The organism is Burkholderia mayonis (assembly GCF_001523745.2).
Lineage (GTDB): Bacteria > Pseudomonadota > Gammaproteobacteria > Burkholderiales > Burkholderiaceae > Burkholderia > Burkholderia mayonis.
This window is the reverse complement of the sequence record NZ_CP013386.1, coordinates 3,307,781-3,319,747: the sequence shown is the minus strand read 5'-3', so window position 1 is coordinate 3,319,747 and position 11,967 is coordinate 3,307,781. Positions and strand designations below refer to the sequence as shown.

The following is an 11,967-nucleotide window of genomic DNA, read 5'->3' as shown; positions in this document are numbered from 1 at the left end:
TGATGCGATTACTCGTTCTGTTGACCAATTTCGGCGACCCGTTTCTTACCGCGCCGCTCGCCGTCGCGGTGTCGAGCTGGCTCGCGGCGACCGGACGCCGTCGCGCAGCGCTATATTGGGCGATCGGTTTCGCGTGCGCGGTCGGCTTGGTCGCGTCGACGAAATTCATCTACGCAGGCTGGGGAATCGGCATCGCCGCTTGGCGATTCACCGGCATGAGCGGCCACACGATGCTCGGCGCGGCCGTGTACCCGCTCGTCGCGGCGATCAGCGTGCGCGACGCCCACGTACGGCGTGCAGTGGCGGCGGGTCTTGCATTCGCACTCGCGATCGGCATTTCGCGCGTGCTGCTCGGCTTTCATTCATGGTCCGAAATCGCATCCGGCTGGCTGCTTGGCGCGGGCGTCGCGATGTCGACGGCGCGTCGCCTGCGTCGCGCCGGTGCGCGTGCCGGCGACGCGCATGCAGGCGCGGTTCGTTCGACGTCGACGCGTGCGGATCGCAACACGCACGCGTACGTCGACGCCGTCGCCGCACGACGTGCAGCGGGCGTTTCGCGATCGACGATCGCGTTCGTCGCGGCGGCTTGCACGATCGCCTTGTCGTGTTACGGACGAAGCGCGCCTGTGAGCGCATGGATTTCGCACGCCGCGCCGAAATTCGCCGAATGGAGCCGCGTCTGGCTCGACGATACGCGCTGAACGCGCGAGCCATATTCAAGCAACGCAGAGAAGCCACGCAGACATTCAATGAAACGACTCAACGGAATAACGCAAATGTCTTATCTCAATAAAAACCGGGCAGACATCGATCGATCCGGAAGGATTTGTTTCATTCATACACAAACATTACGGCGCCGCTGCGCCACAATGGGTATGCCGTGGCGAAAGTGTCCGATTCCGGCCGTGGCAATTGCCCAATAGATGGTCAACGATGGTCAAATCAAGGTTGGGAATTCGATCGTAAAAGAGTGCGAATGGTAGAGTAACTTCGACAGTCGGCTTCATGAGCATGACGTAGTAAAGCCATCTTGAGAGAGCGAGGTGATGAGGATTGCGCGGTGTGCCGCACGATCTTTCCGGACGAGTTCAACAAGCCCGGCCACGCGGGCGATTCGGCGCGTGTCGCGGCTTTCGGAGCGGACCTTGCGTCCCTTGTCCAAGGCCGCCTGCGGATCCTGCGGCGCGCCGCACGTGAAAAACGCGGCCGAAACGATACGTCGCCGCTTTCTTTGCGAAATCTAACCTTCAATCAGAGACCAAAGAGGCATCTGACGCGCGCTCCCGAACGATACGAGCGGGCGCGTCCCGGCATCGTGTACGGGCGGGGTGCGACACGCTCCCATCTCGCACGGCGTTGCCGGCAGGCGGACGATTGTCGGCTTTTGCCCACACATGGATTCGTCGAGTCACACAGTCAGTTCATTATCGGAGGCACCAGTGACGACTAGCGCGATCATCGGGGGGCTCTCCCGGAGATCTATCCGACAGCGGCCGCTGATTTACTGGACGCATCAGCCGTCGACGCTGCTGCGCCGGGAGCTCGCGCGCCGCGACTGGAAGATTTCGGTCGTCGCGAGCGCGAACCAGGTGCGCACGACGGCAGGCGAAGTCACGGGCGGCATTCTCGATCTGAGCGCCGTATCGATCGAGGAGATGAGTGCAGTCGCGTCCGTGTGCGCGTCGCTGCGCAATGTCGCGTGGGTCGCGCTCGTCGAAGCGCATCAGGCGAACGTGCCCGACGTGCGCACGCTGCTGCGCGATTACTGCTTCGACTACATCACGCTGCCGGCATCGCATCAGCGGGTCGCCGACGCGGTCGGTCACGCGTACGGCATGGAGTGTCTGTTCGCGCCGAGCACGGCGCCCATCGCGTCCGCCGACCAGGGGATGATCGGCACCTGCGATGCGATGCTGCAACTGTTCGACACGGTGCGCCGCATCGCGCGCACCGACGCGCCCGTGCTCGTGTCGGGCGAGACGGGTACCGGCAAGGAGCTTACGGCGGCCGCGATCCATCAGCATTCGGCGCGCCGCGCGGGGCCGTTCGTCGCGGTGAACTGCGGCGCGATTCCGCCGCATCTGCTGCAGTCGGAACTGTTCGGCTACGAGCGCGGCGCGTTCACGGGCGCGAGCACGCGCAAGATCGGCCACGTTGAGGCGGCGAACGGCGGCACGCTGCTGCTCGACGAGATCGGCGATCTGCCGCTCGAAAGCCAGGCGAGTCTCTTGCGCTTCCTGCAGGAGCGCACGATTCACCGGCTCGGCAGCAACGAACCCGTGCCCGTCGACGTGCGCATCGTCTCGGCGACGCACGTCGACCTGCGCGGCGCGATGAACGACGGGCGCTTTCGCGCGGACCTGTATCACCGTCTTTGCGTGCTGCGCGTCGATCAGCCGCCGCTGCGCGCGCGCGGCAAGGACATCGAGCTGCTCGCGCGGCACATGCTCGAGCGCTTTCGCGCCGATGCGCGGCACCGTGTGCGCGGCTTCTCGACTGATGCAATCTCAGCGCTCTACAAGCACGACTGGCCGGGCAACGTGCGCGAGCTCATCAATCGCGTGCGCCGCGCGCTCGTGATGGCGGAAGGGCGGCTCGTCACCGCGCACGATCTCGAACTCGACCATTGCATCGAGGTCGCGCCGCTGTCGGTCGCGGCGATTCGCAAATCGATCGAGCGGGAAGTGATCGAACTCGCGCTGCTGCGCAATCGCGGGCGTCTCGCCGGCACCGCGCGCGAGCTCGGCATCTCGCGCGCGACGCTGTATCGATGGATGGAGGCGTACGGCATCGAACGTCCGCGCAGCACCGCTTCGTCCAGTTGATGCGCCGGTGCGCCGGTGCGCCGATGCGAAAGCGGCGCGCCCGCGCGAGCGTCGTCGCCGTCAGGACGACGCGGCCGCATCGGCGGAAGCCGCGTGCGGCGCGCCGTGCCGCCTGTCGGTCGGCCGGATTCGCGGCTGCAGTCCGCGTGTCTTGTCGCCCCAGGCCGTCAACGTGTCGATGCAGAGCGCGATGACCATCTCTGCCGCCGACGTGCCGTACACCGAATGATCGAGCAGGCGGATCATCTCGACGCTCACGAGCGGCGAGCGCTTGAACGCACGGCGCGGCGAGCCGAAGTAGCGGCTCAGCTCGTCGACGCCGGGGTCGAATTCGCCGTAGACGAGCATCGTGCGGACATTTCGGTCGGTGAGCGCCTTGATCAGACCGCGCGGCGTGTCGCGTTTCGGTGGCCGGCCGAGCCGTTCGGCGAGGCGTCCCGCCGGCTCGCTCAGGCGCGCGGTGACGTGGCGACGCAGCGCGCTCAGCACGGGGCGCAGGTCGCGGCCTTCGCGCAGCAGCCGGCGCCATTTGTCCCAGTCGCGCATCGATGCGAAATAGCCGCGCGCGGAGTTCGTCTGCTGCTTGCGTGCTTCGGCGATCGTGAGCCCGCGCGGCCAGATGAAGCGCGGCAGATTGACTGCAATCACGCCGACGGTCGCGTGCGCATGCGCGGTCGCATGCAGCGCGGCGAACGCGCCCGAGCACACGCCGAACGCGACGACCGGCCGTCGGCAGCGCGCGCCGAGCCAGTCGGCGGCCGTGACGACGTCCGCGATCGCCGGATCGGAATACAGCACCACTGATTGATCGTCCGGCGCGCGCGCGCCGCTGTCGCCGATGCCTTCGATGTCGACCCGCAGCGATGCGATGCCGCGTTGCGCGAGCGTGCGCGCGAGTCGTACGCCGATGCGGCCGTCCGCGCTTCGCGGATTCGCCGCGGTGCTCGCGATCAGCAGGCACGGCGTGCCGGCGTGCGCAGGCGCGATGGGTTCGCACAGCGTGCCGACGAGCCGCTTTGCGCCGATGTAGACGAGCGTTTCGGCGACGCCGTCGAATGCGAACGTGATCGGCGAAGAGGCTTTCGCATCATGTGCGGCGCGCGTTGCATTTGAAGCGTTCGCTGCGTTGGCCGTCTCGGCGATGCGCGATGCAATCGCGATCGCCTCATTCGATGCCGGTGCGGCGGTCATGAGATCGTCGCGGGCGGCCTCAGCCGACTCCGATTCCGCCGAACGTTCGCCGCGCCCGATCCAGCGCGCGATCGATTCGAGCGCCGCGAGCGGCACGCGCGAGCGCGCGCCTTCCTGCAGCGCGTTCGGCCATTCCGGGAAAGGCTCGACGTCCGTCGACACGCCGCGCGCGACGAGCGCGGCGCGCAGCGCGGGGCCGTCGCCGTAGCCGGTATCGACGAGCAGCGCGGCGCGCGGCGGCGCGATCGTCGCCGCGACCGCGTCGTTCAGATCGACCTGCTTCAGATCGGCGACGAAATCGGCCGGGTAGCGGTGGCCGAGGATGTTGAGCCACGCTTCCTCGTGATGCTGCTCGCGGATCGCGGGCGGCGTCGTGTCGAGCCAGCGCTTCTGCACGACCGAGAGTTCGCGCAGATAGGCGCGGCCGCGCACGACAGGCGCGAGCGCGACGAACGCATCGACGGCCGGCGTGTCGTTGCCCGCGAGCGCGAGCATCGCGAACGCGGCGCCCGCGCGCAGGCCGACGAGCGTGACGTCGTCGACGGGCGCGCTGTCGCGCAGCACGGCGAGCGCGCGCCGCACGCTCGCGACGCTCGCAGGCAGCCGCCCCGGCGCGAGATCGTCGCCCGCCGAGTCGCCCGCGGACGGGTAATGAAAGCGCAGCACCCACATGCCGTCGTCGGCGAGACGCTCGGCGAGCGCGCGAACCACCTTGTGCGTCCACAACGCCTCGTGTCCGAGCGCTTCGCAAATGACAGCGCCGCGTCGCGTGCGTCCCTCATGCAGCCATCCTAAGCAATCGTCGAATCGAACTGGTCTCAATTTTCTATCCTCGAGCGAACGGTCTTGTTGGAATTCAGTGCGCGCACCTCGATCGCGGGCGGCGCAGGGCGAGCTGCGGGCGCGTCGGGCGGGTTGTCGTCGGAAGCGGGGAAACGAGGGTCGGCAGAGAGCTCGATTCGCGCGGCGGCGCCGGGCGCGAGATGAAACCAGTCGAGGTCCGGCAGCAGGCCGGGCGCGACGACGTGCACGTAGCGCGCGAACGTGCGCGTCTGCACGTCGACGTGCCAGCGGCCGTCGCGATACGCGGCGCTCGCTTCGAGGCCGATATCGCCGCGCTCGAACACGGTCGGCGCGGTACGTTCCGGGAAGTGGAAGGCCTGCGACAGCAGCGCGCCGTCGGCCGCATACAGCGATGCGAGCACGACGTCGTGCTCGCGCGGGCCGAAGCGATACGCGTACGTGAAGTCGAAGAATCGTCCGAGCAGATCGGCGGCGTTCATGCATACGCCGGCGTGGGCGTCGATGCGCAACGCATGGTCCACGCGCACGAGAGGCGTCCTGCCGTCACGCAACGCGACGAGCTCGACGCGAGCGTCGAGCGGCGTGGGCGTGTCGTTGAGCGCGTGCACGTCGAGACCGTTGAGCCCCTCGTCGGTCAGCAGGATCTGCCGTGGTTGCGACACGCGCTTGAGCGCATGCCAGGCGGATTTCGGCCGGCCATGCGCGTCGACGAGGCCCCAGCCGGCGCCCGGCATCACGTCCTGGAACTGCCAGACGAGCGCGCCCGCGCACGATGAACCGACGCGCCGCCATTCGGACAGCGTCTCGGCGACGAGATCGGCGGCGATCGCGCGCGACAGCGTCAGATAGCGCGCGGGGTCGCTGCCGCGCAAACGCGCGGGCTCGACGCCGTATAGTGTGCGCAGGTAATGGTCGCGCACGTCGTCGAAGTCCCACGGTGCGCCCGGATCGCGCGGCACTGCGCGTTTCCAGTTCGGCTCGTGCGCGGCGGGCGAGCCGATCGATGCGAGCGTCGCGTCGCACGGCACATTCGCGAACGCGAGGCACTCGCTCGCAAAGCGTACGCCGGCGCGGCGCGCGTCTTCGGGCGGCCGCAGATACGCGCCGACGCCGTAGTAATGCGTGACGCCTTCGCGCGGCGCGAACGGCAATACGCCGCCGTGCGGCGAATCGGCGATGTAGATCGCATCGGGCCGATGCTCGACGCAGAGCTCGGCGAGCAACTGCTCGGTGAGCGGCGTGCGACGCTCGTCTGGCGCGAGCCCGACCATCGCCGCTTGCTGCGCGATTTCGCTGCCGCCGCACAGCACGGCGATCGACGGCCGCGCGGCATGCCGATCGAGAAACTGTTCGGCTTCGCGCTTCAGCGACTCGGTGAAGCGCGGGTCAGCCGACGGATAGTCGAAGTTCGCGAGCATGAAGTCCTGCCAGACGAGCAGGCCCAGTTCGTCGCACAGCGCGTAGAACGCGTCGGCTTCGTAGATCATCGTGCCGCCGACGCGGATCATGTTGCAGCCGGCGTCGCGCGCGAGCGTGAGTGCGCGGCGGTATGCAGCGGGATCGGCCTGCAGGCCGGCCGGGTCTGCGCTCGTCCAGCACGCGCCGCGCGCGAAGATCGGCGTGCCGTTGACCGACAGCGCGAAGCCTCGGCCATCGGCGCCGCGTTCGACGGCGAGCATGCGAAAGCCGGTTTTGGCGAGCGGAATCGTCGCGCCGCCGATTTCGACGCCGATGTCGTACAGCGCCGGCTCGCCGTGCGTGTGCGGCCACCACGGCGTGACATTCGGAATCCTCAGCGTCGCGCGCGCGGTGTGCGGACCGGTTGTCTCGAGCGCCGCCGCGTGCGCGCCGCAGACGAGTTGCGCGTGCGCCGCGTTCGCGAGCGGCGCGGCGAATTCGAGCGTCGCGTCGAGGATGCCGTCGCGGCCGTCGAACGTCGCGCGCAGCGTGTCGCGCAAGATCGTCGGCGCGCCGGCCGGATTCGCGATTTCGATGGCGCGCCACGGACCGATCGGCTCGATCGCCGGAAACCAGCCGGGCATCCGGCCGAGGAACGTCGCGCGCACGCCGCGCAGCGCGGGCGTGTCGACGAGACGCGTGCGCCAGCGTGCACGGCCGCGCGGCGGGTGCGCGGCGAGATGCCGGTCGAGCGAGCGGAAGCAGACGGAGAAGCGGTTCGCGCCGCTGAGCGTCACGGCGACATCGTGCGCGATGTACATATTGTCCGAGCAGAGCAGCAGCGTATCGTCGAGCCAGACCTCGGCGATCGTCGCGAGACCGTTCAGTCGGACGATGCGCGGTCCCGCGCCGTGCAAGGTCGTTCGATACCAATAGTCGCTGTCGCCGAGCGGATACGGATGCGCGGGATCGAAGCGCCGCGCGGCGGCGAGCGCCTGCGCGACGGTGCCGGGCACGGGCGCGGCGCACCAGCCGGTTTCGCAGAGCTCGCTCGGTCGCGCGATCGCGCCCGCGGGCGTCGCGATCAACGTCCATTGGGCGGCGCTGAGCGCCGCGCGATCCGGCGCGGATTTCATCTGACCGCGGAGACGGGCCTCGGCGGCACGTACAGCGTGCCGAATGGCGGATTCGGCTCGGCCTTGCCGGGCGGTGCGATTCGCGCGACGCCGCCGACGAGCGACGCATGCGCGCGCTCGAGAATGTCGAGACTGCTTTCGCCGCGCTCCTCCTTGCCGCGCGCGCTCGCGCGCGCGAGACGGAATTCGAGCACCATCGATTCCGACGCGATCGTGTCGCATGCGGCGACGAGCGTGTCGAACGGGCCGCTGCAGCCGCTCGCTTCGAGCCAGCGCAGATAGCGGCCGAACAGCTCGAAGTTCGCGCCGAGCTGCCGCAGCGTGTTGAACGAATACGCGTGAAAGTACGAGATCGGTTGCGACGCGATCGTCTTCGCGTCGCGAGCGAGCTGCTGGCGGAATGCCGCGATCGGATTCGACGTCGGCCGCCGCTTCAGATGGCGCGCCAGAAGCGCGAGCGACGCTTCGCACAGCTCGCGTTCCTCGAGCGGCTTGAATCGGCGCTTCGCGCATTCGACGTATGGCACGAGCTGCGACGGCGCGTGCTTGCCGAACAGGCCGTCGTAGTCGATGCCTTCCGCGAGGTAGTAGCCGCTGTTGTGGAAGTAGCCGACGCGTCGCCGTTCTCGGTCGATCGCGTCGATGCCGATCGTCGTCTTCGTATGCTCGGTCTGATAGCTGTTGCCGCGCGTATCCGGCAGATACCACGCATCGACTTCGACGAGCATCAGGTGGCCGCGCGCGACCTGGTTCTCGACGTGCACGTCGACCGGCTCGAAAATCGCATGCTCCTGTACGACGATCCCGTACAGCGTCTCGAGATCCTCGAACGGAAACTTGAAGAACGAGAACTGGTCGCCCTCGAAGTCGAGCGTGATCGTAAACGGCAGCGCCGCATACGGATTGAGCCCCCACCAGCCGAGCACTTCGATCCATAGATCGACGTAGCAGTTGGTCTGCTTCCAGACCATCTGCGGTCCGTGCAGCGCGTGCGGCCGGTAGTGCCGCACGCGATGCCGGATGTCGGTGAAGATTTCTTCGAGCGACGCGCCGTTCGCCGGCGCATCGAGCAGGATGCTGCTCATCGATGTCCCCACAGTACGTCGCGTACCGCCTGCGGCCATGCGTCGAGATCGAAGCCGTGATGCCTGAAGAGGCCGAGCGTCAGGCGTTCGAGGCCGAAGCCGACGCAGCCCGTGTGCGCGACCTCGGCGTCGGCCGTCTTGATGCCCCACAGCAGGCCGAAGTGGTCCATGTGGTAGTTGAAGCTCAGGCATGCGGTCAGGCGTCCGTCGTATTCGATCGGAATCAGGAGTTCGAACTTCAGGTTCTGGTCGCGCTGGCTGCTCGCGACGATCTTGCCGCCGCGCCCGAAGAACGGGTCGTTCGCGAGGTCGATGCTGTTCGGCAGCCGCAGCGCTTCGATCATCCGCGTGCCGCGCTCGATCCAGCCCTGACGGAACGCGAGAATCTGTTCGGGCGTGCCGATCCGGATGTACTCGCGCATCCGGAACAGTTGCATGCGCGTCGGATCGAGCGACGGCTCGTGGCGGAAGCAGTACGAGAACGCGTCGACGATCCGGCCGTCGGCGGGCAGCGCGCCGCGCTGCGCGATGACGGGATAGACCGGATAGCATGCGGCGGGCGTCATCACGACGTAGGTCGGCTTCTGGCTCTCGGTCCAGTCCTCGCCGCGATCGAGGCATTGCAGCACGCGCTGCTGATCGTGCTCGCCGCCGCAGAAGCTGTGCACGGTGCCCGCGAGCTGCGGGAAGCTCTTCAGATACTCGCTGCGCTCGAACTCCGGTCGGCTCATCGCAGGTGGAAAGCGCAGCACTTCCGCATGCTGGTCGGCGCCGAGGCGCGTGATGTAGGCGTCAAGCGCGTCGACGACGCGCTCGAACTTCTCGCTGCGACCGAAGAGGCCCTGAATGCCCGTCGAGATCAACAGCCCCGCTTCGACGAGCTCGTCGCGCAGCGCATTCACGCCGTCGCGATCGATGGGCGCCTGAACCGTTTCGGCCGCATGCGCAGAAGGATTGGTCATGTCGTTCAAATCTCTCTCTCCAGCGTTGCCGGACGCAACGCGAGCAGCAGGTTGGCTGTATTGGCTTCGATGCGGTCGTTGCTGATCATGAGCGGCGCCGAATGCAGGTCGCGGATATGGCGGCCGAGCGTGTACGGCGTGCCGTTCTTGTACGACGCCATCCCGCAGATCATCGTCGCGTGCTTGACTACGTCGAGCGCGGTCGTCGACACGTAGGTCTTCAGCGTGTTGATCTCGGCCGCCTGAGCCATCGACGCGGACCACGAGCGAGCGGCGCTGTGCTCATGCAGACGCAGCGCACCGTCGATGCGCGCCTGCATCGCCTGCAGCAGCGCGAGCGCATCGGCGATCCGGCGGCCGGACGGCGGCAGCGCGCCGCCTTGCTTCTGCATCTGCGCGCGGAAGAATTGATGCGCGCGCAGGAATGCGTCGTTCGCGATGCCGGTCCATACTGCCGCCCACAGGATGTGCGACGTCGGCACCATGGTTCGCTCGGCGATTTGCGCGAACGGCACGGGGAAGATCTGCTCGCAGTGGCCGCGCGCGTCGAGCGCGAAGCCTTCGCTGCAGGTGCCGCGCATGCCGAACGTGTCCCAGCCGCTGCGCCGCGTGAGCGTCGCGTTTTCCTTCAGCAGCGTGACGAGCACTTGCTCGGCGGCGGGCGCGTCGCGATGGCGCCGCGCGGTCACGAGGATCGCGTCCGCTTGCGCGCCGTACGAGATCGTCGGCGCGAGCTTCGCGAGCGTGAAGGTGTCGTCTTCGGCTTCGATCGCGCAGCGGCTGTTGCGCAGATTGCCGCCGACTTCTTCTTCGGACGTCGCCGACGCGAGCAGCCATTCGCGCTCGGCGAGCTGCTCGACGAAGCGGCGGTGCCAGTCGCTCGACAGCGCGTGATCGACGATGCTCGCGACCTGCGTCTGATGCATCGCATAGATCATCGCGGCCGACGAACAGGCCTGGCCGATGATCCGGCACGCGGCGGCGACGGCTGCAAGCGAAGCGCCGCGGCCGCCCAGTTCGGTCGGCACGAGCGCGCCGAGCAGGCGCTCTTCGCGCATCGCGTCGATCGCTTCGGTCGGAAAGCGCGCGTCGCGATCGACCGCGTCGGCGAAGCGTGCGGCGACTTGCGCGACGCGGCGCGCGGCTTCGTTCAACGAGTGATCGTCGGCGAGCAGGGATTCGACGGCAGCGACGCGTGCGTTGCCGGTTTCGGCGTCGAAGCGCTTCATGCGGATTGTGCGGCACGCTGCAGATGCGTGACGGCTCCGGCAAGCGAGTCGATGCTCTGGAAGAGCTGGCGGTTCAGCATTTCATCCGGAATCTCGATGTTGAAGCGCTTCTCGATGGCGAGCATCAACTGAATCGTGTTCAGCGAAGACAGGCCCGCTTCGTAAAGGTCGTCGCTGTCCGCGATATGGTCGATCGACGCTTCGAGATGCGCGACGTCCTTGATGATTGTTCTCAATTCGTTTTTCATCTGGCGGCTCCGGCTTGGATGAGGGTCCCCGTATCTGCGGGCAAGACGTATGACGCCCGCGTGGCGTACGACGGGTAGTAGACCATCGGGCATGAGGCGGTTCTGTTCGGCACCTAACCGACGGTGTCGGGCGTCGCGCCGAAGGCGGGAGCCGCGCGTGCGGCGTCATTGTCGTGCGAGGCGCAGCCGCCGCTGCGAACGAGCGGCGCGGAACGGGCTAGCTGCGCAATTCGGTGAGCGCGCCGGACGCGCTCGTCGGCGCGGACAGAATCTTCTTCATCTCTTCGCGAATGATCGTGTGACATCCGCACGACTGTGCATCGAGCCCGGGCAGATCGACGAGGATGATCGAGCTGCGGTACTGGCGGATCAGCCCCATTTTCTGGATGTCGCCGGCCGCGTCGGTGACGGTTTCGCGGCGCACGCCGAGCATCTGCGCGAGCATGCTGTGCGTGACCTGGATCTCGACGCTTCGCGAGCGGTCGTAGGCGAGCAGGAACCAGCGGCACAGCTGGTTCTTCAGCACGTGATGCCGGCTGCAAAACGAGATCTGCTTCGCCTGCGCCATCAGCAGGTGCGTGCAGCGAAAGACCGCCTGGCGCATCTGCGTCGATTCCTCGAGCAGGTTCGACAGCACGCGCGCGCTGAGCCGATATGAGAAGCCGTCCCGGCACGTGAGCACGCGGCACGGAATCGCGCCGTCGCTGCCGACGAGCTGCGGGCTCACGATCCCTTCGTTGCCTATCTCCGCGATCTCGAGCGTCATGCCGTCGGACGATGCGTACTGGATCGAGATGACGGTCGTGACAGGCAGATAGACGTGCTCGAGCGGCATGCCCGGTTCGCACAGCACCTGGCCGGACTTCACGTGCACGAGTTGCAGGTGGCTCGCGAGCGTCGCGCGCTCGGCGACGCCGAGCGATGCGAGGAAGCGGTTGGCGTCGGTGCGGTGCGGCAGCTCGATGATGCCGCCGGCCCTCGTCGCGGGCTCTTTGAATTCGCGGTAGGTCACGGTTTGTCCTTTCCGGATCGGAGATCCGGAGCAACGGCGCAGTGCCTGGCCGGGCGCCGCGCGCAATCGAACCCGCC

At 67.5% G+C, this 11,967-nt stretch carries 9 protein-coding genes; 2 read left to right on the top strand and 7 right to left on the bottom strand.

Features of this window, described 5'->3' with window-relative positions; genetic code table 11:
• Positions 1-2 precede the first annotated feature (2 nt).
• On the top strand, positions 3-701 hold the full coding sequence (locus WS70_RS15950; protein WP_059596756.1) for a phosphatase PAP2 family protein: 699 nt from the start codon (positions 3-5) through the stop codon (positions 699-701).
• Between the two features lie 738 nt (positions 702-1,439).
• Positions 1,440-2,825: a sigma-54 dependent transcriptional regulator gene (locus tag WS70_RS15945; RefSeq protein WP_059471744.1), complete on the top strand. Its 1,386-nt coding sequence runs from the start codon at positions 1,440-1,442 to the stop codon at positions 2,823-2,825.
• Between the two features lie 60 nt (positions 2,826-2,885).
• On the opposite strand, the gene WS70_RS15940 is transcribed toward WS70_RS15945, so the two are convergent.
• The 7 genes from WS70_RS15940 to WS70_RS15910 all read right to left on the bottom strand — a co-directional run bounded on the left by WS70_RS15940 (position 2,886) and on the right by WS70_RS15910 (position 11,890).
• Positions 2,886-4,838, bottom strand: a complete 1,953-nt coding sequence (locus WS70_RS15940) for an alpha/beta hydrolase family protein (RefSeq protein WP_059596755.1) — start codon at positions 4,836-4,838, stop codon at positions 2,886-2,888.
• Positions 4,835-7,354, bottom strand: coding sequence for a glycoside hydrolase family 2 protein (locus tag WS70_RS15935; RefSeq protein WP_059596754.1), 2,520 nt, complete (start codon positions 7,352-7,354; stop codon positions 4,835-4,837). Before WS70_RS15935 ends, WS70_RS15940 begins: the two co-directional genes overlap by 4 nt.
• On the bottom strand, positions 7,351-8,439 hold the full coding sequence (locus tag WS70_RS15930; protein ID WP_059471741.1) for a DUF1839 family protein: 1,089 nt from the start codon (positions 8,437-8,439) through the stop codon (positions 7,351-7,353). The genes WS70_RS15935 and WS70_RS15930 overlap by 4 nt, the downstream gene beginning before the upstream one ends.
• The gene (locus tag WS70_RS15925) at positions 8,436-9,410 is read right to left on the bottom strand and encodes an amino acid--[acyl-carrier-protein] ligase (RefSeq protein WP_059596753.1); all 975 of its coding nucleotides are present in this window, start codon (positions 9,408-9,410) and stop codon (positions 8,436-8,438) included. Before WS70_RS15925 ends, WS70_RS15930 begins: the two co-directional genes overlap by 4 nt.
• Positions 9,407-10,630 (bottom strand): acyl-CoA dehydrogenase family protein, encoded by a 1,224-nt coding sequence (locus WS70_RS15920; protein ID WP_059596752.1) that lies wholly within the window; start codon positions 10,628-10,630, stop codon positions 9,407-9,409. Before WS70_RS15920 ends, WS70_RS15925 begins: the two co-directional genes overlap by 4 nt.
• Positions 10,627-10,878 carry an acyl carrier protein gene (locus WS70_RS15915; protein WP_010101690.1) on the bottom strand — a complete coding sequence of 84 codons (252 nt, stop codon included), beginning with the start codon at positions 10,876-10,878 and terminating at the stop codon, positions 10,627-10,629. Before WS70_RS15915 ends, WS70_RS15920 begins: the two co-directional genes overlap by 4 nt.
• 217 nt (positions 10,879-11,095) lie before the next feature.
• Positions 11,096-11,890: a Crp/Fnr family transcriptional regulator gene (locus WS70_RS15910; protein WP_059471970.1), complete on the bottom strand. Its 795-nt coding sequence runs from the start codon at positions 11,888-11,890 to the stop codon at positions 11,096-11,098.
• Between the last annotated feature and the right edge of the window lie 77 nt (positions 11,891-11,967).